General features: G+C 69.9%; 18 protein-coding genes. 10 read left to right on the forward strand and 8 right to left on the reverse strand.

Translation table 11 applies throughout. The features are described from left to right. The first annotated feature begins 75 nt into the window (after positions 1-75). Complete coding sequence (locus ACIBHX_RS27185; protein WP_397070074.1) at positions 76-1,830, forward strand: N-6 DNA methylase; 1,755 nt, start codon at positions 76-78, stop codon at positions 1,828-1,830. A gap of 87 nt (positions 1,831-1,917) precedes the next feature. Next, positions 1,918-2,805: a serine/threonine-protein kinase gene (locus ACIBHX_RS27190; protein WP_397070075.1), complete on the forward strand. Its 888-nt coding sequence runs from the start codon at positions 1,918-1,920 to the stop codon at positions 2,803-2,805. Here ACIBHX_RS27190 and ACIBHX_RS27195 read toward each other — a convergent pair. After that, positions 2,802-3,536 (reverse strand): poly-gamma-glutamate hydrolase family protein, encoded by a 735-nt coding sequence (locus tag ACIBHX_RS27195; RefSeq protein ID WP_397070076.1) that lies wholly within the window; start codon positions 3,534-3,536, stop codon positions 2,802-2,804. The two genes, ACIBHX_RS27190 and ACIBHX_RS27195, sit on opposite strands and share 4 nt — an antisense overlap. 149 nt (positions 3,537-3,685) lie before the next feature. Between ACIBHX_RS27195 and ACIBHX_RS27200 the strand changes: the two genes are divergently transcribed. From ACIBHX_RS27200 to ACIBHX_RS27225, 6 genes are all read left to right on the forward strand, one after another. Beyond that, positions 3,686-4,966, forward strand: a complete 1,281-nt coding sequence (locus tag ACIBHX_RS27200) for an ABC transporter substrate-binding protein (RefSeq protein ID WP_397070077.1) — start codon at positions 3,686-3,688, stop codon at positions 4,964-4,966. Continuing rightward, positions 4,963-5,892 carry a carbohydrate ABC transporter permease gene (locus ACIBHX_RS27205; RefSeq protein WP_397070078.1) on the forward strand — a complete coding sequence of 310 codons (930 nt, stop codon included), beginning with the start codon at positions 4,963-4,965 and terminating at the stop codon, positions 5,890-5,892. Before ACIBHX_RS27200 ends, ACIBHX_RS27205 begins: the two co-directional genes overlap by 4 nt. Then, positions 5,889-6,692, forward strand: coding sequence for a carbohydrate ABC transporter permease (locus tag ACIBHX_RS27210; protein WP_397070079.1), 804 nt, complete (start codon positions 5,889-5,891; stop codon positions 6,690-6,692). The genes ACIBHX_RS27205 and ACIBHX_RS27210 overlap by 4 nt, the downstream gene beginning before the upstream one ends. Next, positions 6,689-8,032: a GH1 family beta-glucosidase gene (locus ACIBHX_RS27215; protein WP_397070080.1), complete on the forward strand. Its 1,344-nt coding sequence runs from the start codon at positions 6,689-6,691 to the stop codon at positions 8,030-8,032. The genes ACIBHX_RS27210 and ACIBHX_RS27215 overlap by 4 nt, the downstream gene beginning before the upstream one ends. After that, positions 8,032-9,027 carry a LacI family DNA-binding transcriptional regulator gene (locus ACIBHX_RS27220; RefSeq protein WP_397070267.1) on the forward strand — a complete coding sequence of 332 codons (996 nt, stop codon included), beginning with the start codon at positions 8,032-8,034 and terminating at the stop codon, positions 9,025-9,027. Before ACIBHX_RS27215 ends, ACIBHX_RS27220 begins: the two co-directional genes overlap by 1 nt. Positions 9,028-9,236: 209 nt before the next feature. After that, positions 9,237-10,232 carry a LacI family DNA-binding transcriptional regulator gene (locus ACIBHX_RS27225; protein ID WP_397070081.1) on the forward strand — a complete coding sequence of 332 codons (996 nt, stop codon included), beginning with the start codon at positions 9,237-9,239 and terminating at the stop codon, positions 10,230-10,232. Between the two features lie 300 nt (positions 10,233-10,532). Here the strand turns inward: ACIBHX_RS27225 and ACIBHX_RS27230 are convergent, their stop codons facing one another. Further along, positions 10,533-10,928, reverse strand: coding sequence for an ACT domain-containing protein (locus ACIBHX_RS27230; protein ID WP_397070082.1), 396 nt, complete (start codon positions 10,926-10,928; stop codon positions 10,533-10,535). 104 nt (positions 10,929-11,032) lie between these two features. Here ACIBHX_RS27230 and ACIBHX_RS27235 point away from each other — a divergent pair, with 104 nt between their 5' ends. Beyond that, positions 11,033-12,238 carry an FAD-dependent oxidoreductase gene (locus ACIBHX_RS27235; protein WP_397070083.1) on the forward strand — a complete coding sequence of 402 codons (1,206 nt, stop codon included), beginning with the start codon at positions 11,033-11,035 and terminating at the stop codon, positions 12,236-12,238. Positions 12,239-12,245: 7 nt separating this feature from the next. Here the strand turns inward: ACIBHX_RS27235 and ACIBHX_RS27240 are convergent, their stop codons facing one another. The 6 genes from ACIBHX_RS27240 to ACIBHX_RS27265 form a co-directional block, all read right to left on the reverse strand. Next, positions 12,246-12,773, reverse strand: a complete 528-nt coding sequence (locus ACIBHX_RS27240) for a carboxymuconolactone decarboxylase family protein (protein ID WP_397070085.1) — start codon at positions 12,771-12,773, stop codon at positions 12,246-12,248. A 73-nt stretch (positions 12,774-12,846) separates the two neighbouring features. Beyond that, complete coding sequence (locus tag ACIBHX_RS27245) at positions 12,847-14,355, reverse strand: glycoside hydrolase family 13 protein (protein WP_397070086.1); 1,509 nt, start codon at positions 14,353-14,355, stop codon at positions 12,847-12,849. Between the two features lie 2 nt (positions 14,356-14,357). Beyond that, complete coding sequence (locus ACIBHX_RS27250) at positions 14,358-15,317, reverse strand: carbohydrate ABC transporter permease (protein ID WP_397070087.1); 960 nt, start codon at positions 15,315-15,317, stop codon at positions 14,358-14,360. Then, entirely contained in the window at positions 15,314-16,198 is an 885-nt protein-coding gene (locus ACIBHX_RS27255; RefSeq protein WP_397070088.1) for a carbohydrate ABC transporter permease, read from the reverse strand. The genes ACIBHX_RS27250 and ACIBHX_RS27255 overlap by 4 nt, the downstream gene beginning before the upstream one ends. A 13-nt stretch (positions 16,199-16,211) precedes the next feature. After that, positions 16,212-17,546: an ABC transporter substrate-binding protein gene (locus ACIBHX_RS27260; protein ID WP_397070089.1), complete on the reverse strand. Its 1,335-nt coding sequence runs from the start codon at positions 17,544-17,546 to the stop codon at positions 16,212-16,214. A gap of 94 nt (positions 17,547-17,640) precedes the next feature. After that, positions 17,641-18,624: a LacI family DNA-binding transcriptional regulator gene (locus tag ACIBHX_RS27265; RefSeq protein WP_397070090.1), complete on the reverse strand. Its 984-nt coding sequence runs from the start codon at positions 18,622-18,624 to the stop codon at positions 17,641-17,643. A 239-nt stretch (positions 18,625-18,863) separates the two neighbouring features. On the opposite strand from ACIBHX_RS27265, the gene ACIBHX_RS27270 reads away from it, so the two are divergent. After that, positions 18,864-21,782, forward strand: a complete 2,919-nt coding sequence (locus ACIBHX_RS27270) for a discoidin domain-containing protein (protein ID WP_397070091.1) — start codon at positions 18,864-18,866, stop codon at positions 21,780-21,782. Positions 21,783-21,821 lie beyond the last annotated feature (39 nt).

Here is a 21,821-nt window from a genome sequence, read left to right on the forward strand (position 1 = left end):
CCCTGCAGTAAATCATTGGTTGAAAGACTTCACAAGCAGATGCGCTGAAGACTCTTGTGAACTACTGTGGGCTCCATGAGCCACGACCCGACCGTCAATGCCGGGGACATCGCCCGGCTCGCCGGTGTCGGGCGGGCCGCGGTGAGCAACTGGCGCCGCCGCCACGACGACTTCCCCGCACCCATCGGCGGCACCGCCAACCAGCCCCTGTTCTCGCTGCGACAGGTCGAGGCGTGGCTGCGCCGCTATGGGAAGTCCTACCAGGTATCACTGGGTGATCGGGTGTGGCAACGACTGAAAGCCGCTGGCGATTTGCGCCTGGGCGAGCTCGTGGCCGAGGCGGGCGCCCTCCTCACGGTGGGCGAGAGCACGCTGGAGCCCGAGACGGCGGGCCTGATGACCGAGCTGGCCGAGCAGCTCGGCGCGCTCACCGCCTACGAGTTCCTGGTCGAGCGCTACCTGGAGGCCCACTCCCGCCAGCTCTCCGTCACCCGGGACGACATCGCCGCGCTGATGGTACGGCTGGCCACCGCGGACCGTGGCACGGTCCTCGACCCGGCCGCCGGAGTGGGCACGCTCCTGCTGGCCGCCGGCGACTCCGTACGCGTGCTCGGGCAGGACCTCAGCGACGACTCCGCCTGCATCGCGGCCGCCCGGCTCCGGCTGCGCGGAGTCCAGGCGGAGATCGTGGCGGGCGACGCGATGCGCCACGACGGGTTCCCCGGCAAGCGGGCCGACGCCGTCGTCTGCGACCCGCCCTTCAACGAGCGGACCTGGGGCTACGAGGAGCTCACCGGCGACCCCCGCTGGGAGTACGGTCTGCCGCCACGCGGCGAGCCCGAGCTGGCCTGGGTGCAGCACTGCCTGGGCCACGTGCTCCCTGGCGGCCTGGTGGCCATCCTGATGCCGCCGGCCGCCGCCAGCCGCAAGGCAGGCCGCCGCATCAGGGCCAACCTGCTGCGCGCGGGCGCACTCAGGGCCGTGATCGCGCTCCCCGGCAGCGACCTGTGGCTGCTGCGCAGGCCCATGGCCGGCGAGCGCCCGCCGTCCGAGGTGCTCATCCTGGAGGCCACGGAGGATCTGAAGGGCGTCGAGCCCGCCTGGCGCGCCTACCTGGAGGACCGTTCCGACCAGACGGTGCGCATTATCGACCTGCTGGCCGACGAGGTCGACATGACCCCCGCCCGCCACCAGCGCCGCGACGACCTGGGCAGGGCCTTCACCGAGGCCAGAGACCGCTTCATGGCCGCGGCCGCCACGCCGCCCGACCTGAAGGTGCTGGACCAGCCGCTCGACCAGCCGATGACGACGGTCGGCGACCTCATCAAGGAGGGCCTGGTGACCGCGCTCCAGGCGCCGCCGAAGATGGTCGCCGACGGGGGCGACATCCCCGTCCTGACGGCCGACGACGTGGCCACCGGCGCCACGGCCTCGGGCCGCACCGCCGTACCCGACGGCCTGGTCTTCGTGGAGCCCTTCGACGTGGTCGCGTCCTACTCCAGCGTCCGGGTGATCACCGAGGGCGGCGCGGTGCTCGGCCCGCACCTGACGCTCTACCGGGTCGACGCCAGGCGGCTCGACCCCGACTTCCTGGCCGGCTTCCTGCGTGCCGCGGGCGGGCGCGCCACGACCGGCTCCAGCCGCTTCGACGTGCGCCGCACCCGCCTGCCGCGGCTCTCGCTCGACGAGCAGCGGCAGTACGGCGCGGCCTTCAGACAGCTGGCCGTACTGGAGGACGCCCTGCGCGAGACCGCGGCGCTCGGGCAGACGCTGATCCGCCTCGGCCTGGACGGTCTCACCGACGGCCACCTCCACCCCCACTCCTCCTGACCGTGAGCCTCGGGCGGACAGGCGATGCCGCTCTCCTGGAACGGCAGGACGGTGTAGTTTTTCCGGAAAGGATGCGGGGAGGGGCGAATGGTCATCGGCGACCGCTATGAGCTCGACGACCTTCCCCTGGGGCAGGGCGGCATGGGCGCGGTCTACGCCGGTCACGACCGCCACCTCGACCGCCGGATCGCCATCAAACTGCTGCGCCTGCCCAGCGGCCCCGACCAGGAGATGGAGCGGCGCTTCATCCGCGAGGCGCGCATCCTGGCCCGCCTGGAGCACCCCGGCGCGCCGGTGCTGTACGACTTCGGCACCCACGAGCAGCGGCTCTACCAGGTGATGCAGTTCATCGAGGGCGTCACGGTGGCCGACGTCGTCAGCGAGCACGGCCCGCTGCCCGTTCCCTGGGCCGCGGCGATCGCCGCACAGGCGGCCGCCGTGCTGTCGGCGGCGCACGCGCTGTCGATCTGCCACCGCGACCTCAAGCCGACCAACCTCATGCTCTGCCCCGACGGCAGCGTGAAGGTGCTCGACTTCGGCCTGGCCATGCTGCGCGACGCGGACGTCACCACGTTCACCAGGATCGGACAGATCCTCGGCACGCCCGCCTACATGGCGCCCGAGCAGATCCAGCACGGCATCGCCGAGCCCCGCAGCGACCTGTACTCGCTGGGCTGCGTCCTGCACGAGATGCTGACGGGCCGCCAGCTGTTCACCGGGCCAACCGACTACGTGGTCTTCGAGAAGCAGGTCAAGGAGAGCCCGCCGAGCGTGCCCGATCTGCCCGACGGGCTCGGTGTGCTGCTGTCGGAGCTGCTCGCCAAGAAGCCGGAGGAGCGCCCCGCCGACGCCAACGAGCTCTACGAGCGCCTGCAGCCCTTCGCAGTGAAGCTGCCGATGCTCCCCGGCTTCCTGGTCACCACCCCGAGCCCGAGCCGCATGTACTCCAGGCTGGTAGGCCGCGTCCTGTTCTAAGACAGGGCCCGGTTGACGGCGGCGATGTAGCGGTAGAACGCCTTGGTCCGGTGAGACGGGTCTTCGACCCAGGCGCGGCCCAGCCTGCCGTCGGCGAAGAACCGCTCGCGCTGGCCGCGGCTGATCTCCAGTTGGACGCCCATCCCGCGGCGGTTCCTGTTGGCGATGTTGCGCGGGCTGTCGCCGCCGATCTCCTCGGGTACGGTCGCCGCCACGCCGAACCCGGCCGCCTTGAGCGCCGCGGTGACGCGCCGGATCAGCTTCTTGTCCCGCCCGCCCACGTAGGTGGTCGCGTTGGCGCCTGACGCGGCGTGCCAGGACACGGTGTAGTCCACGGCGCCGACCAGCTTGACGGCCTTCGGCTCGTCGAAGTGGGTGGAGGTGATGTGGAGCCTGCTGTTGCCGGCGGCCTTGATCCCCTCGAAGGAGTAGAAGGCCTGGCGCGTGGAGGCGGCCGCCTGGTCGGCCAGCTGGGTGGTGGGGGCCTCGATGGCGCCGCCGTGGATGGCGATGTGCGCCACCTTGGCGCCGGCGGGGAAGCGCTGGACGCGCAGGTAGTCCTTCCCCTCGACCTCGTGGGCGGCGAGCTGCGCGTAGTCGCGGTAGACGTCGGTGGCGGTCGCGGTGGAGCCGGCGTCGGTCGCGGTGGAGGTGGTGGCGGTGCCGGCGGTGGAGGCGGCGGGAGCCAGCGGTAACAGGGCCGCGACGAGCGCGGGGATCAGGATCTGCACGGGCACATTCTCTCAAGCCCGCGGGCTCGAGCTCTCGAGAGAGCGTTCTCTCATCGTTATCTCGCACTCGTTGACGCACTCTGTGACGCGCAGCACCCTTTCGAGAGAGCGCTCTCTCAACCCGTTCCCCCGCCCCCTGGAGGGTTGCCATGAAACCGCGGCTCGCCGTACCCCTGATCAGTGCCTGTGTGGTGGCCCTGGCGGCCGCCTGCGGTGGCGGCGGCGGCTCCACGCCGCCCGCGGCCAAGCCGGGCGAGAAGGTGAAGCTCACCGTCGCGCTCTTCGGCGACTTCGGCTTCAAGCCGCTCTACGAGGAGTACAGGAAGACCCACCCCGACATCGAGATCACCGAGCAGGTGACGCAGTTCAACGACCACCACAACAACCTGATCAAGCAGCTGGCCACGAACTCCGGCGCGGCCGACATCGAGGCCGTCGAGGTGGGCTACATCAGCACGTTCACCGCCCAGGCGAGCCGCTTCAACGACCTCAACCAGTTCGGGCTGGGCAGGCGGCAGAGCGACTACCTGGACTGGAAGTGGCAGCAGGGGCTCAGCAAGGACGGCAAGCAGCTGCTCGGCCTCGGCACCGACGTGGGCGGCCTGGCCATGTGCTACCGCAAGGACCTGTTCAAGAAGGCGGGCCTGCCGACCGACCGGACCAAGGTGGCCGAGCTGTGGCCGACCTGGCAGCAGTACATCGAGACGGGCAAGAAGTTCGCCGCGGCCGACGTCGCCGGCGCCAAGTTCGTCGACTCTCCCGGCGAGATCTTCCGCGCCATGGTCAACCAGGCGCCGCAGGGCCTCTACGACGACCAGGACACCATCGTCGTGGGCAGCAACCCGGCCGTTAAGCAGGCCTGGGACCTGGCCAACCAGCTCAGCCTGGACGGGCTGACCGCCAAGCTGGCCGCCTTCTCGCCGCCGTGGAACACCGGCTTCGCCAAGGGGTCGTTCGCCACGATCATCTGCCCGGCCTGGATGACGGGCTTCATCCAGGAGCAGGCCAAGAACGCGACCGGCAAGTGGGACATCGCCACCGTGCCCGGTGGGTCGGGCAACAGCGGCGGATCCCACCTGATGGTGCCCAAGCAGAGCAAGCACCCGAAGGAGGCGGCCGAGCTGATCGACTTCCTGACCTCCAAGGACAACCAGGCCAGGGTGTTCAAGGAGGAGGGCACGTTCCCCTCGATCCCGGCGCTCTACGACGACCCGTCGATCCAGAACTTCACCAAGCCGTTCTTCGGCGACGCCCCCATCGGCAAGATCTACTCCGACGCCGCCAAGGCGCTCAAGCCGCAGCACCTCGGCCCCAAGGAGCCCGACGTCCGCACCGCGATCGGTGACGGCCTGGGCCGGGTCGAGCAGGGCAAGCAGACGCCCGACCAGGCGTGGGCCCAGGTGCTCGAGGACGTCAAGAAAATCAAATGAGCGCGCTGTCCGTGGCTCTCCCCAGGCGGCGGCGCACCCTCGAGGTGAGGGTGTCGCCGTACGCCTACGTCGCGCCCTTCTTCCTGCTGTTCTGCGCGTTCGGGCTGTTCCCGCTGCTGTTCACGGCGTGGGTGAGCCTGCACGACTGGACGCTGACCTCCGACGAGCACGCCTTCGTCGGGCTGGACAACTTCGGCACGCTGCTGTCCGACGGCTACTTCTGGAACGCCGCCTTCAACACGCTGTCGATCGGCGTCGTGTCCACCGTGCCGCAGCTGCTGCTGGCCATCTGGCTGGCGCACCTGCTGAACCGGCCGCTGCGCTGGCAGACCTTCTTCCGGATCTCGCTCCTGCTGCCCAACGTGACCAGCGTGGTCGCCGTGGTGGTGATCTTCAGCCAGCTGTTCGGCCGCGACTACGGGCTGATCAACTGGGTGCTGTCGTGGTTCGGCGTGGGCAGCATCGACTGGGCGGCCGGCACGGCCACCTCCCACCTCGCGCTCTCCACGATGATCATGTGGCGGTGGACCGGCTACAACGCATTGATCTTCCTGGCCGCCATGCAGGCCGTGCCACGCGAGCTGTACGAGGCCGCCACGATCGACGGCGCCTCCGGCTTCACGCAGCTGCGTAAGATCACGCTGCCGATGATCCGGCCCACGATCGTGTTCGTGGTGATCGTCTCCACCATCGGCGCCATGCAGATCATCGCCGAACCGCTGCTGTACGGCGCGAGCAGCGGCGGCGGGGGCGGCATCGCCAGCGGCGGGCCCGACAGGCAGTTCCAGACGCTCGCGCTGTTCGTCTACGAGCAGGGCTTCACCAAGTTCGACTTCGGATACGCCTCGGCCGCCTCCTGGGTGATGTTCCTGTTCGTGGCGGTCGTGGCGGGCATCAACTACGCGCTCACCAGGCGGATGCGATGAGACTGCGGTATCTGACGCTGATCGCGGTGGCCTTCTTCTCCGCCTTCCCGCTGTACTACAGCGTGGTTGTGGCCTCGCGGCACAACTCGGCGCTGGCCGACGTGCCGCCGCCGCTGTGGCCGGGCGGGAACTTCCTGGCCAACGTCGCCCGGGTGTTCGACACCGTGCCGTTCGGGCTCGCGCTGGCGAACTCGGTCCTGGTGGCGGGCTCCATCTCGATCGCGGTGATGTTCTTCTCCACGCTGGCCGGCTTCGCCTTCGCCAAGCTGCGCTTCCGCGGCAGGAGCGCGCTGCTGCTGATCACGGTGGCGACCATGATGGTGCCGACCCAGCTCGGCATCATCCCGCTGTACATGCTGATGGTGAAGCTGGAGTGGACCGGCACCACCTACGCGCTGATCGTCCCCGCGCTGGTCAACGCGTTCGGCGTGTTCTTCATGACGCAGTACCTGTCCAAGGCGCTGCCGAGCGAGCTGCTCGAGGCGGGGCGGGTCGACGGGTGCACGACCTGGGGACTGTTCTGGCACGTGGTGATCCCGGCCGCCCGGCCGGCGGCGGCCGTGCTGGGGATGCTGACGTTCATGTCGGCCTGGAACGACTACTTCTGGCCGCTGGTCGTGCTCACCCCGGACGACCCGACGGTGCAGGTGGCGCTGTCCACGCTGGCCAGCGGCTACGTCAACGACTACGTGCTGGGGCTGACGGGCACGGCGCTCGGGACGCTCCCGCTGGTGGTGGTCTTCACGCTGTTCGGTCGGCAGATCATTGGCGGAATCATGCAAGGAGCCGTTAAGGGATGAGATTTCCGGAGAGCTTCGTCTGGGGCGCCGCCACGGCCTCCTACCAGATCGAGGGGGCGGTCGACGAGGACGGGCGGGGCCCGTCGATCTGGGACACCTTCTCCCGGACTCCCGGCAACGTCGCCATGGGCGACACCGGGGACGTGGCCTGCGACCATTACCACCGCTACCGGTCCGACGTCCGCCTGATGCGCGAGCTGGGGCTGAAGGCCTACCGGTTCTCGGTGGCCTGGCCGCGCATCCAGGCCGACGGCACAGGTCCGGCAAACCCGAAAGGTCTCGCCTTCTACGACAAACTCGTAGACGCACTCCTAGAAGCCGAAATTTCGCCGTATGTGACTCTCTATCATTGGGATCTTCCCCAGTCCCTCGAAGATCGGGGTGGGTGGCCGGTCAGAGACACCGCCTACCGCTTCGCCGACTACGCGGTAGCCGTACACGACAGGCTGGGAGACCGCGTCGAGCACTGGACGACGCTGAACGAGCCGTGGGTGTCGGCCTTCCTCGGCTACGGCAACGGCGTGCACGCGCCGGGGCACAAGGACGCGGGCGATGCCGAGCGGGCGGCCCACCACCTGCTGCTGGCCCACGGGCTGGCCGCGGGGAGGCTGCGCGAGCTCGGGGCGCGCAGCCTCATGCTGGTGGTCAACTCGGCTCCGGTGCTGACTCCGGCGCAGGTCAACGACCCCTGCTCGGTGCCCAGCGAGGCGGACGCGGCGGCCGTCGACCGCATCCACGCGCTGCTGACTCGCCGGTTCCTCGATCCGGTGCTGCGCGGGAGCTACCCCGATGAGGTCCGGCACGAGGTGCGCGACGGCGATCTGGAGATCATCAGCGCGCCGATCGACCTGGTCGGGATCAACTACTACAACCCGTGCGTGGTGCAGGCCGCCCCCGGCGAGCCCGCCGACCTGGCCTGGCCCGGCTCGGAGGGCATCAGGTTCGCCGCGGCCGACGCGCCGACCACCGCGATGGGCTGGCCGATCGTGCCCGACGGCCTGTCCAGGCTGCTGGTACGGCTGTCGCGCGACTACCCGGAGGTGGGCTTCATGGTCACCGAGAACGGGGCCGCCTTCGACGACGTGGTGGCCGGCGGCAGGGTGCACGACGAGGACCGGATCGCCTACCTGGCCGGGCACCTGCGGGAGGTGGGGCACGCCATCGCGGCGGGCGCCGACGTGCGTGGATACCTGGTGTGGTCGCTGCTGGACAACTTCGAGTGGGCTTTCGGATACGACCAGCGGTTCGGGCTGGTGCACGTCGACTACGCCACGCAGGCCAGGACGCCGAAGGACTCGGCCCTGTGGTTCCGCGACGTGATCGCGGGGAACGGGCTGTGATCAAGCGCCCCACGCTGGAGGCGGTCGCCGTCAGGGCCGGAGTGTCCAGGGCGACCGCCTCCCGGGTCGTCAACGGCCGGCCCACCGTGGCCCCCCACATCCGCGACGCCGTGCTGCGCGCGGTGGAGGAGCTGGGCTACGTGCCGAACGTAGCCGCACGCAGCCTGGTCACCCAGCGCACGGGCTCGGTGGCGCTGGTCGTCTCCGAGCCGCCGACCCGGGTCTTCTCCGAGGACCCGCTGTTCTCCACGGTGATCCGCTCGGCCGGTGTCGAGCTGGAGGCGGCCGACAAGCAGGTCATCCTCATGCTGGTCGCCTCGGCACGCAGCCACGCCAGGGTCGAGCGCTACGTGGCCGGCGGGCACGTCGACGGCGTCATGCTCATCTCGATGCACGGCGCCGACGCCCTCCCCGCCGCCCTCTCACGCCTGCGCGTCCCTGTGGTGTCGTACGGCAGGCCCGCCGTACCCGTCGATCTTCCCTACGTCGACAACGACAACGTGGGCGGCGCCGAGACGGCCGTGCGGCACCTGCTGGCCTCCGGCCGGCGGCGGATCGCCACCATCGCGGGGCCGCAGGACATGATCGGCGGGCAGGACCGGCTCGCCGGTTACCGCAACGTCCTCAACGGGTCCGACCGGCGCTCGATCGTGGCGGTCGGCGACTTCACCCGCGAGTCGGGCGCCGCGGCGATGCGGCAGCTGCTGGGCGACGATCCGGCGCTCGACGCGGTGTTCGTGGCCAACGACCTGATGGCCATCGGGGCGCTGCAGTCGCTGCGGCAGGCGGGGCGCCGGGTGCCGGACGACGTGGCCGTGGTGGGCTTCGACGACATCGAGGCCGCCAGGTTCACCGAGCCCGCGCTCACCACGGTCCGCCACCCGATCCCCGAGCAGGCGGCGGCCATGGTCCGGCTGCTGCTCGACCTGCTCGCCGGCCGCCCCGGCACCCCGATCATCCTGCCCACCGAACTGATCACCCGCGAATCCGCCTGACCTGCCCCCTGTCGCCGTCCCCCGGCTGCCGACGCTCCCAGGAGCAGCCCTGCCGCCCGGCGCTCCCGGAGTCCACCCCGCCACTCGGTGCTCCTGGTGTCCGCTCTGCCGGTCTGCTCGCTGGGCCGGCGGTTCTGGGCGGCGGCGTGGGTGGGCGGTGGGGGCTAGGCTCCTGGCGTGGCTCCTCTCACCGTCCGTGGGATCGCGGGATGAAGCGGCCCACGCTGGAGGCGGTCGCCGCCCGTGCCGGGGTCTCGCGCGCGACCGTGTCCCGGGTCGTCAACGGCCTGTCGACCGTGGCCCCGCACATCCGCGAGACCGTCCTGCACGCCATCGACGAGCTCGGCTACGTCCCCAACTCGGCCGCGCGCAGCCTGGTCACCCAGCGCACGGACTCGATCGCGCTGGTCGTCTCCGAGCCGCCGACCCGGGTCTTCTCAGAGGACCCGCTCTTCTCGACCGTGATCCGCTCGGCCAGCGTCGAACTGGAGGCCGCTGACAAGCAGGTCGTGCTCATGCTCGCCTCCTCCGCGCGCAGCCACGCCCGAGTGGAGCGCTACATCGCCGGTGGCCACGTCGACGGGGCGATGCTCATCTCGATGCACGGCGCCGACCCGCTTCCCGCCGCCCTCGCGCGCCTGCGCGTCCCTGTCGTCTCGTACGGCAGGCCCGCCGTACCCGTGGACATCCCCTACGTCGACAACGACAACGTGGGCGGCGCCGAGGCGGCCGTGCGGCGGCTGGTGGAGCTGGGCCGCAGCCGCATCGCGACGATCGCCGGTCCCCAGGACATGATCGGTGGGCAGGACCGCCTGGCGGGCTATCGCAACGTCCTGCGCGACTCGGACCGCCGCTCGATCGTCGCGGTGGGCGATTTCACCCGCGAGTCCGGCGCGGTCGCCATGCGCCAGCTCCTGCGCGACGACCCCGGCCTGGACGCCGTCTTCGTCGCCAACGACCTCATGGCCGTCGGCGCCCTCCAATCGCTGCGCCAGGCAGGCCGCCGCGTCCCCGACGACGTGGCGGTGGTCGGCTTCGACGACATCGAAGCCGCCAAGTACACCGACCCACCATTGACGACGATCCGCCACCCGATCACGGAGCAGGCGGCCGCCATGGTGACCCTCCTCCTCACCCACCTGGAAGGCACCCCCACCCCACCCGTGATCCTCCCCACCGAACTCATCCTCCGCGAGTCCGCCTGAGAGCCCCCGGATCAGGACCACACCCCCGCACCCGACCCGCGACCTCGCACTCCCTCACGGGACGCCTTCACCGGCCGTCATCCACGCTCCCCCACCCGAAGCGCGGCGACCAACTCGCGACGCACGACACCGGCACCCCAGGAGGGCGCCGTCGCCAGCCGTCATCCACACTTCCCGACCCGAAGCCCGGCGACTGACTCGCGACACGGCACTCCCTCGTTGGGGCGCCGTTGCCAGGAGTCATGCAGGCTCCTCGGGCTGAGGCCCGGGCGGGCACTTGCGGACGGGGCGGCGGGGGTGTCAGGGCGTGGGGCGGGGTTTGAGGTGGGTGGTGTCGACCGTGTGGCCGGCGGATTCGAGGGTGGCGATGGCCTCGTCGATGCGGTGTTCCGGGACCAGGACCAGGTCCGCGTGGTAGGTGGAGGCGACGAAGACGGAGATCTCGGCCTCCCCCAGGGGACCGACCAGGGCCGCCAGCATGCCGGTGGCGTCCAGGCCGTGCGCGGTGGCTGCGCCGTACAGGCCTATCCAGCGCTCGCCCGAGCCCGTGGGCCAGGTTTCGCGCACGACCGTGAGGCCCTCAGGGGCGCGGACCAGGGCGATCCACTCGTCGTCCTCAGGGAAGGTGGCGTGCGGCAGGTGCTCCACGGCGAACACGGACGGGACGACGCCGAGGCGCTGGGCTTTGGAAGACACGCGGCACAGCCTACTTACCGGCACTGACAGTGGGTGGATCCGCGCGAGCCCGCGGCGTACTCTCGAAGGAGGGAAATTCATCAAGGGAGGAATTGAGGCATGACATGACCGACAAGACCACGGTCGCCATCGCCGGAGGCGGCCCGGCCGGCATGATGCTGGGGCTGCTCCTGGCCAGAGCCGGGATCCGGGTGACCGTACTGGAGAAGCACGGCGACTTCCTGCGCGACTTCCGTGGCGACACCGTGCACGCGTCCACGATCCGGCTGCTCGACGAGCTGGGCCTGGGCAAGGGGTTCCGCGAGCTGCCCCAGAGCCGGCTGGGGGATCTGTCCGCGCCCGGGCCCGAGGGCGACCGGGTGAGGTTGACGGACTTCGGCCGGCTGCCCCCGCCGTACAACTACATCGCGATGGTCCCCCAGTGGGACCTGCTGGACTTCCTGGCCGAGGCCGGGCGGCGCGAGCCGTCGTTCGAGCTGCGGATGAACACCGAGGTGACCGGGCTGCTCCGCGAGGGCGGCAAGGTGGTCGGCGTCCGCACGAACCGTGGTGAGCTGCGCGCCGACCTGACCGTGGCGTGCGACGGGCGCAACTCGGTCCTGCGGGAGGAAGCGCCGCGGGAGTTCCCCGTGCCGTTCGACACGTGGTGGTTCCGGCTGCCGCGGTTCGAGGGCGAGCGGGACGAGATCGCGGCGCTGCGGGTCGAATTCCGCGACGCGGAGGCGGGTGTCTGCCTGGTGCGCGAGGACTACTACCAGATCGCCTACTTCACGGTGAAGGGCCGGGACGCGCAGCTGCGGGCCGAAGGAGTGGAGCGGTTCCGCGAGCGGATCCGGCTGCTGATGCCCCGCTTCGCCGACCGGGTCGAGCACATCGCGAGCATGGACGACGTGCACCTGCTCGACGTCCGGCTCAACCGGCTGCGCCGCTGGTACTCCGACGGGCTGCTGTTCATCGGCGACGCGGCGCACGCCATGTCGCCCGCCGGAGGGGTGGGCATCAACCTGGCCTTCCAGGACGCGGTCGCCGCCGCCACACTGCTTGCCCGGCCGCTGCGCCAGGGCAAGGTCACGGTGCGCGACCTGGCCAGGGTCCAGCGGCGCAGGTGGCCGCCGACCGCGCTGGTGCAGGCGGCCCAGCAGCTGCTGCAGCGGGTGCTGTTCGTCGCCGCGTTCGAGGGCCGCCGCAGCGGGCCGCCCCGCTCGCTCCTCTTCCTGATCAGGCACGTGCCCGGCTTCCGCCAGATCCCTTCACGGCTGATCGCGTACGGCCCGCGTCCCGAACACGCCCCCGCCTTCGCCCGCCGTTAGCGGAGCTCTAACCCGTGACGCGGAAGACGCGGAGCTGGAGGGCGAGGGTGCTGTAGTAGCCGACGAGCGTGGTCAGCTCGAAGACCACGCTCTCCGGCAGCAGCGCGTACTCCTCGTCGTCCAGGTCCCGCCCGGTCACCAGCGCCGTGGCCACCCGGACGACCGCCGCCTCCGCCGGGTCGCCGAGCTCGGGCGGCCTGCCGGACCTGATGGCGGTGAGCTGCGCGTCCGTGAGGCCGAGCGAGCGCGCGATGGGCTCGTGGACCTGCTGCTCGAAGGCGCTGTCCCAGGCGGAGGCGACGACCAGGATGGCCAGCTCCCGCGCCCTGTCGCTGAGCGCGGAGCGGTAGCGGATGGCGGCCCCGAGCTCCTGCAGCGCGTCGCCGACCGCCGGGCTGAGCAGCATCGCGTTGAACGGCCCCGCCAGCCCGCCCTCCTGGTCGAGCATCGAGGTGCCGCGCGGGCCCCCGACGATCTTGTCGTAGAGGGCGCGGGAGGCGGGGTCGTCCGGTGTCAGGCGCGGCAGACGTGGCATCCGACGATGCTAGGCCCATCGTCTGGCGGGCGGCCGTCTGCTCTCTCGTGGAGGCGTCCGTCCGCTGCCTGTGTCAGGACACCCAGGCGGCGGTGTCCGGGGGCAGCGTCCCGTCCTCCAGCGGCCCGCTGACCAGCAGTACCTCGCCCGGCGGCAGCCGTACCGGCTCCGAACTGAGGTTGACCACGCAGGTCAGCCCTGACTCGCGGGTGAAGGCGAGCACGCCTGGACCGCCGAGCGGCAGCCAGGTGAGCGTGCCGTCGCCGAGCAGGTCCCGGCGCAGCGCCAGCGCCGAGCGGTAGAGGTTGAGCATCGAGCCGAGGTCGGCGGCCTGCGCCTCGGCGGTCAGCTTGCGCCAGGTCTCCGGCTGCGGCAGCCACGGCGTACCCGTACCGAAGCCGAACGGCGGCTCCTCGCCCGACCAGGGCAGCGGCACGCGGCAGCCGTCGCGGCCCGGGTTGGCGCCGTCCGACCTGGCGTACATCGGGTCCTGGCGGACGACGTCGGGCAGGTCCTCGACCTCGGGCAGGCCCAGCTCCTCGCCCTGGTAGACGTACACGCAGCCGGGCAGCGCCATCGCCAGCAGCGCGGCCGCCCGCGCCCTGCGGTAGCCGAGCTCCAGGTCCGACGGCGTGCCATGCAGCGCGCCGCCGTGCGCGAAGGTGGTGTCGGCCCTGCCGTAGCGGGTGACGGGCCGGGTGACGTCGTGGTTGGACAGCACCCAGGTGGGCGGCGCGCCGATCGGCGCGTGCGTGGCCAGCGTCAGATCGATCACCCTGCGCAGCTCGGCCGGGTCCCACGGGCAGGACAGGAAGTCGAAGTTGAAGGCGGTGTGCAGCTCGTCCGGCCGGAGGTAGCGGGCGAAGCGCTCCTGGTCGGGCAGCCACACCTCGCCGATCAGGATGCGCTCGCCGTAGGAGTCGGCGATCTCCCGCCAGCGGCGGTAGACGTCGTGGACCTCGTCGAGGTCCTCGTAGCTGTTCTCGCTCTTGAACAGCAGCGCCGCCGAGTCGATGCGGAAGCCGTCCACGCCCCGGTCGAACCAGAACCGCAGCACGTCCTCGAACTCCTGGTGCACCTCCGGGTTCTCCCAGTTGAAGTCCGGCTGTTCCGGGGCGAACAGGTGCAGGTACCACTGCCCGTCGGCCACCTGCGTCCACGCGGACCCACCGAAGATCGACTTCCAGTCGTTCGGCTCGTCGCGGAACCAGAACCGCTCCCTGACCGACCTGTCGGACAACGCCTGCTCGAACCACGCGCTCTCCGTCGAGCTGTGGTTGGGCACGACGTCGATGATCACCTTGATGTCCAGCTCGTGCGCCTCGGCGATGAACTTCTCCGCCTCGGCCAGCGTCCCGAACACCGGCTCGATGTCCCGGTAGTCGGCCACGTCGTACCCGCCGTCGGCCATCGGCGACGGGTACCACGGGTTCAGCCAGATCGCCCCGATGCCGAGCTCTTTCAGGTACGGCAGGCGCCCCCGGAGCCCGGCCAGGTCGCCGACGCCGTCACCGTTGCCGTCGGCGAAGCTGCGCAGGTAGACCTGGTAGATCGCGGCCCCCCGCCACCACGTTCGCGACATGCTCACCCCTTGATCGATCCGGCGGTGAGGCCCGCCATGATGTGCCGTTGGAAGACGAAGAAGACGATGATCGTCGGAATGCTCGCGATCACCAGGCCGCCCATGATCTGGTTCTGCGACACCGCGCCCGCGGTCTGCGACAGGCCCACGCTGATGGTCATCTTCTCGCTGTCGGACATGACCAGCAGCGGCAGCACGAAGTCGCGGAAGGCGTTGACGATCGTGAAGATGGAGACCACGCCGAGGATCGGCCGGGACACCGGCAGCACCACGGACCACAGCACCCGCAGCGCGCCCGCGCCGTCGATCTGCGCGGCCTCGATCAGCTCTCGCGGTATGGAGTCGAAGAAGCGCTTGAGCAGGAAGATGTTGAAGCCGTTGGCCGCCGCGGGGAACCACAGGCCCCACGGGTTGTTCAGCAGGTCCAGATCCACGATCGTGACGTAGGTCGGGATCAGCACCACCATCGGCGGGATCATCAGCGTGGCCAGCATCGCGCCGAGCACCACGGGGCCGAGGGCCGGCCGCAGTTTGGACAGCGCGTAGGCGGCGGCCACGTCGACGGCCATGGAGAACAGCCAGCCGCCGATGGCGTAGTAGGCGGTGTTGCGGAGCAGCGTCCCGATGTCGAACAGGTCCCACGCCTCCAGGAACGCATCCAGCGACGGGTGCGCGGGCAAGAGCGTGGGCGGCATCTGGGCGATCTCCTCGCCCGTCTTCATCGCCCCGGTGATCATCCAGTACAGCGGGAAGACGAAGATCAGCGTGAAGGAGACTACGACCGTGATCAGGACCGCCCAGTAGATCCGCCGCCCCCACCGGCTGTTGAGCTGGTGCGGCGAGACGATCGTGCGGAACTGGACCTCGATGGGTTTCGGCCTGCGCGGTTCTCGGCGCCGACGCGCGGGCTCCGGCGCGGCGGGCTCCGCGTGTACGGCAAGGCCTTGCCGTACCGAAATCACGATTTTTCCTCTCTTGTGAGGCGGAGCTGGAAGGCGGCGAAGGCAAGCAGGACGATCATCAGCATCATGCCGAGCGCTCCCCCGGCGCCGTAGTTCTGCCCGTAGACGAAGGCGTACTGGTACATCAGGTAGGCGACCGTGACCGTGGCGTTCTCCGGGCCGCCGCCGGTGAGCATGTACGGCTCGATGAAGACCTGCATCGTGGCCACGATCTGCAGCATCAGCATGAGCAGCAGGATCAGCCGGGTCTGCGGGATCGTGACGTGCCTGATCCGCTTGAAGATCCCGGCGCCGTCCAGCTCGGCCGCCTCGTACAGCTCCGGCGGGATGTTCTGCAGCGCCGCGAGGTAGATCAGCGTCGCGCTGCCCATGTTCATCCAGGTGGAGACGAGGACCAGCGAGATCAGCGCGGTCGTGGAGGAGTCCAGCCAGGCCAGGCCGGGGATGTGGAAGAGGTCCAGTATCTGGTTGAACAGCCCGGGCCCGGGATCGAAGAACCACTTGAACAGCAGCACCGCCACGATCGGCGGCAGCATGACCGGCAGGTAGACCACGAACCGCAGGTAGGCCCGGGCGTGGCGCAGCTCGTTGAGCACGAGCGCGACGACGAACGGCACGGCGTACCCGCACAGCAGCGCGAGCACCGTGAACTCCACCGTGTTCAGCCACGCCTGTCCGAAGGCCGGATCCTGGACGACCGCGGTGAAGTTGTCCAGCCCGACCCACTGCGGCGATCCGATCAGGTTCGTCTTCTGGAAGCTCAGGATGAACTCACGGATCATCGGATACCAGGCGAACACCGCGAAGCAGAACAGCGCCGCGCACAGGAATCCATAGGCCGTCAGGTTGCGCCGCACGCCGGGCAGGCGTCTCGTGCTCATCGAGTGCATACGGTCAGCCCTTGGCGGCCAGCATCGCGTCGGCCTTGGTCTCCGCGTCGGAGAGCAGCTGGCCGGGGTCGGCGTTCTGCCGGCTCAGCACCCCCGACATGGCCACGTCGAGGATCGCGTACAGCTCCTGGGCGTGGACCGGCTCGGCCTTGGGCGGGATGGTGGCCGCGGCCTGCACGTACGGCTCGTAGTTGTCGACCGGCAGGGTGGCGTTGGCCTTGCGGTCGGCCTGGATGGCCTTGCCGGTGGGCGAGTCGCCGTAGACGTCGTTGTCGGGCACGCCGACCGGGTTGCCGAGCGCCTTGCCGCGGGCGAAGTCGAAGCGGCCCTTGCCGACGGTGTTGAAGCGGAAGTCGATCCACTGCATGCCGGCCTTGGCCTCCGCGGGGGTGGCCTTGGGGTTGATCATGAAGGCTTCGCCGCCGCTGAGCGAGGCCTTGGCCTCGGGGAAGCCGGTGATGCCGTAGTCGGCGACGTCGCCCTTGAACTTGTTGACCACGTCGGTCACCACGTCGGGCGCGCCGAGCATCATGCCGACCTTGCCGCCGCCCATCGCCATCATCAGCGACTCCCAGCCGACCAGCAGCTTGTTGCCCATGCTGTTGTCCACCCAGCGCATGTCGTGCAGGTTCTGCAGCACGGCCTTGCCCTCGGGCGAGTTGAACGCGGCCTTCTTGTTGTCGGGCGTCAGGATGCTGCCGCCGCGGCCGTAGATGGCCTGGGTGAAGTGCCAGCCGCCGGTGTTGCCGCCGGAGTACTCGCCGTAGCCCACGTAGCCGGGGCCCAGGCCGGCGATCTTCTTGGCGGCCTCGCGGATCTCGGTCCAGGTCCTGGGCGGGTTGTTCGGGTCGAGGCCCGCCTGGGTGAACAGCTTGCGGTTGTAGACCAGGCCGACGCCGTAGTGCACGTTCGGCACGCCGTACACCTTGCCGTCCTTGGTGACCAGGGCACGGACGTCCTGGCGCAGGTCGTTCCAGTTCTTGATCTCGCCGGTGTACGAGGTGACGTCCAGGGCCTGGCCCTGGCCGATGACGTCGGTGTAGTTGGTGACGGGGACCACGAAGACGGTCTCCATCTGGCCGCCCGCCAGCTTGGGGCCGAACGTCTTGGGGTCGAAGCACGGCTGCTGGTCGGTGCTCCTGACGGTCACGCCGGGGTGCGCCTTCATGAAGGTCGCCACGTCGTCGTCCCAGGCCTGGCGCTCCTTGGGCGCGGACTTGGCCGGCTGGCAGGCGACCGTGATGGTGACGCTCGCCGAGGTGGTGCTGGGTTCCTTGGTGGACGCGCAGGCGGACAGGCCTAGAGCGGCCACTAAGAGGAGCCCCGTCGATCTCTGCATGGGTCTGACCCTTCTGATGCGAGGTGCCCACACCATAGGATCGTCAACGAGATCACGCAATATTTCGACGGAGCATTGCAAGATAACGACTGCGTTAAGCCCGAGCCGTCGAGGCCCTCACCACCAGCTCCGGCTCGAAGAGCAGCTCGTCGGCCGGCACCACGGCCTTGTCGATCTGGGCGACGAGCAGGTCCACGGCGGCCCTGCCCATCGCGTCGATCGGCTGGCGGACCGTGGTCAGCGGCGGCTCGGTGCAGTTCATCAGCGCGGAGTCGTCGAAGCCGATGACGGAGACGTCCGCGGGGACGCCGAGCCCGGCCCGCTTCGCGGCCCTGATCGTGCCCAGCGCGAGCAGGTCGCTGGCGCAGATCACGCCGGTCACGCCCCGCCTGAGCAGGCGCGAGGCCGCCGCGTGCCCGCCCTCCAGCGAGAACATGGTGTGCTCGACCAGCGCGGGGTCGCCGTCCCGGCCGAGGAAGCACTCCAGCTTGCGGCGCGACGGCATGTGGTCCCTGGGGCCGAGAACCATGCCGATCCGCTCGTGGCCCAGGGCCTTGAGATGGGCCAGCGCGATCTCGGCGGCGACCGAGTCGTCGCAGGAGACCTGAGGGAAGTCCAGGTGGTCGACGGCCGCGTTGACCAGTACGGCCGGCAGCTTGCGCTCGTGCAGCAGCTCGTAGTGCCCGTGCGAGGCGTCGGCCTGCGCGTACAGCCCGCCGGCGAAGACCACGCCGCTGACCTGCTGCTGCAGGAGCAGGTCGACGTAGTCGGCCTCCGAGACGCCGCCCACGGTCCTGGTGCACAGCACGCTGGTGAACCCCTGCTGAGCCAGCGCTCCACCCACCACCTCAGCGAACGCCGGGAAGATCGGGTTCTGCAGCTCGGGCAGGACCAGCCCCACCAGCCGGGCCCTGTCGCCGCGCAGCTGGGTGGGGCGCTCGTAGCCGAGCACGTCGAGAGCGGTGAGCACCGCCTCGCGGGTGGCCTCCGACACCCCGGGCTTGCCGTTGAGCACGCGGCTCACGGTCGCCTCGCTTACCCCGACCTTCTTGGCCACCTCTGCGAGTCGTCGCGTCATGCGCAAACTATATGGCCGGGCACGCAAGCGCTTGCAAGCGCTTACGCCGATCCGACGTGGCGGCTTGCGCGGGCGATTGACGTCTGACAGCGCTTATCCGGCTGCGTGACCTGCGAGGAAGGCTTTGCACCTGCTCTCAGGCGACCGTCGATTATTTGCGAAATCTCGTCGGCATATTGCTGTGATCTGCTCGGCAACTTATGGTTCGGCCATCCGCCTCACTCGAAGGGCCTCCCCTCATGAGAGCTGTCTTAGCCGCCCTTGCGTTGGTACTCGGATTGATCGCCACTCCGGCCATGGCGGCCGACGCGCCCAACCTCGCGGCCGGGAAGGCCGCCTCCGCCAGCAGCTTCACCGACGTCTACCGGGCCGCCAACGTCACCGACGGCGACCAGTCGACCTACTGGGAGTCGGCCAACGACGCGCTGCCCCAGTGGGTCCAGGTGGACCTGGGCTCGGTGGCCGCCGTGAACCGGCTCGTGCTCAAGCTGCCCTCCGGGTGGCCCGGCCGTACGCAGACCCTGACGGTCCAGGGCAGCACGGACGGGGCGAGCTTCGCGACGCTGGTGGCGCCGGCGACCTACACCTTCAACCCGGCCGCGACGATCACCCTCACCGGCGACGCGCGCTTCCTCCGCCTGCGGATCACCGCCAACACCGGCTGGCCCGCGGGTCAGCTGTCCGAGTTCGAGGTGTACGGCACGGCCGGCCCCACCCCGGGCACGAACCTGGCGCTCGGCAAGACGATGGCCGAGTCCTCGCACAATCAGACCTACGTGGCGGCCAACGCCGACGACGGGAACGTCCAGACCTACTGGGAGGGCGGGGCGTACCCGAACACGCTGACCGTGCGGCTCGGCGGGAACGCCGACCTCACGTCGATCGTGCTCAAGCTCAACCCCGACCCGGTCTGGGCGCGGCGCACGCAGACCCTCGAGGTGCTCGGGCGGGAGGAGAGCGCCTCCGCCTTCACCGGCCTGGTCGCCGCCACCACCTACACCTTCGACCCCGCCGCGGGGAACACGGTGACGATCCCGGTCAACGCACGGGTATCCGACGTGCAACTGCGCATCACCGCCAACTCCGGCGCGCCCGGCGGGCAGGTCGCCGAGTTCGAGGTGTACGGCAAGCCAGTGCCCCCGCCCCAGACGGCCGACGTGGTGCCCGCGACCTCGTGGACGCCGGGGAACCCGGCCCAGGGCGACACCGTGACGTTCTCGGTCGCCATCAGGAACCAGGGCACGATCGCCACGTCCGGCGGCGCGCACGGGATCACGCTCACCCTCACCGACTCTTCCGGAAATGTCGTGAAAACGGCGACCGGGTCCGTGAGCGGCGCGCTCGCCCCCGGCGCCACGTCCGCGGCGGTCAACCTGGGCACGTGGACCGCGGCCAACGGCGACTACACCCTCAAGACCGTGCTGGCCGACGACCCGGCCGAGCTGCCCGCCCAGCGCGCCAACAACACCGCCACCCAGCCGCTGTTCGTGGGCCGCGGCGCGCACCTGCCGTACGACATGTACGAGGCGGAGGACGCCACGATCGGCGGCGGCGCCACCCGCGTCGGCCCGAACAGGACCATCGGCGACCTCGGCGGCGAGGCCTCCGGGCGCAGGGCGGTGACGCTCGGCACGACCGGCTCCTACGTCGAGTTCACCACCAGGGCCAGCACGAACACGCTGGTCACCAGGTTCTCGGTGCCCGACGGCAACGACTCGACCTCGCTGAACATCTACGTCGACGGCACCTTCCTCAAGCCGATCAACCTGACCTCTCGCTACGCCTGGCTCTACGGACCCGAGGCGAGCCCGAACAACTCCCCCGGCTCGGGCCCGCCGCGGCACATCTACGACGAGGCGAGCGTGCTGCTGGGCACCACTGTCCCGAAGGGCAGCAGGATCCGCCTGCAGAAGGACCCGGCCAACGGCGCCACGTACACGATCGACTTCGTCGACCTGGAGCAGGCGACGGCCGCGGCGAACCCGGATCCGTCGCGCTATGCCGTACCCGCCGGATTCAGCCAGCAGGACGTGCAGAACGCGCTCGACAAGGCCCGCCAGGACTCGTCCCTGGCCGGCGTCTACCTGCCCACCGGCGACTACCAGCTGTCGAGCAAGCTCCAGGTGTACGGCAGGGCGGTCAAGATCGTGGGCGCCGGGCCGTGGTACACCCGCTTCTTCGCGCCGTCCGGGCAGGAGAACACCGACGTCGGCTTCCGCACGGAGGCGTCGGCGAACGGTTCGACCTACGCCGGGTTCGCGGTGTTCGGCAACTACACCTCCCGCATCGACGGGCCGGGGAAGGTCTTCGACTTCTCCAACGTGGCGAACACGGTGATCGACAACGTGTGGATCGAGCACTTCGTCTGCATGTTCTGGGGCACCAACACGGACAACACCACGATCAAGAACTCGCGGATCCGCGACACGTTCGCCGACGGCATCAACATGACCAACGGCAGCACCGGCAACCTCGTCACCAACGTCGAGGCGCGCTCCACCGGCGACGACAGCTTCGCGCTGTTCTCCGCCATCGACAACAACCCCGGCGAGCAGCACGACAACGTCTTCGAGAACCTGACCTCGCTGCTGACCTGGCGGGCCGCGGGCGTGGCCGTCTACGGCGGCTACGGCAACACCTTCCGCAACATCTACGTGGCCGACACGCTGGTGTACTCCGGGGTCACGATCAGCTCGCTGGACTTCGGGATCCCGATGAACGGCTTCGGCGCCTCCCCGCCGACCACGTTCGACGGCATCACGCTGGTCAGGGACGGCGGCCACTTCTGGGGACAGCAGACCTTCCCCGCGATGTGGCTCTTCTCCGCTTCCAAGGTGTTCCAGGGCATCCGGGTCAACAATCTGGACATCGTCGACCCGACCTACCACGGCATCATGTTCCAGACCAACTACGTCGGCGGCCAACCGCAGAACCCGGTCAAGGACACGGTCCTGACGAACGTGTCGATCTCGGGAGCCCAGCGCAGCGGTGACGCCTTCGACGCCAAGTCGGGCTTCGCCATCTGGGCCAACGAGCTGCCCGAGCCCGGCCAGGGCCCGGCGGTCGGCTCGGCCACGTTCAACACGCTCAAACTGGCCGGCAACGCGACCGACATCCGCAACACGACCTCGACCTTCACCATCACCGTCAACCCGTGACCCGAGCCCTTCCGCCGGTGGCGCCCGGCCGGCGGAACC

Source organism: Nonomuraea sp. NPDC050536, from assembly GCF_044457685.1.
GTDB lineage: Bacteria > Actinomycetota > Actinomycetes > Streptosporangiales > Streptosporangiaceae > Nonomuraea.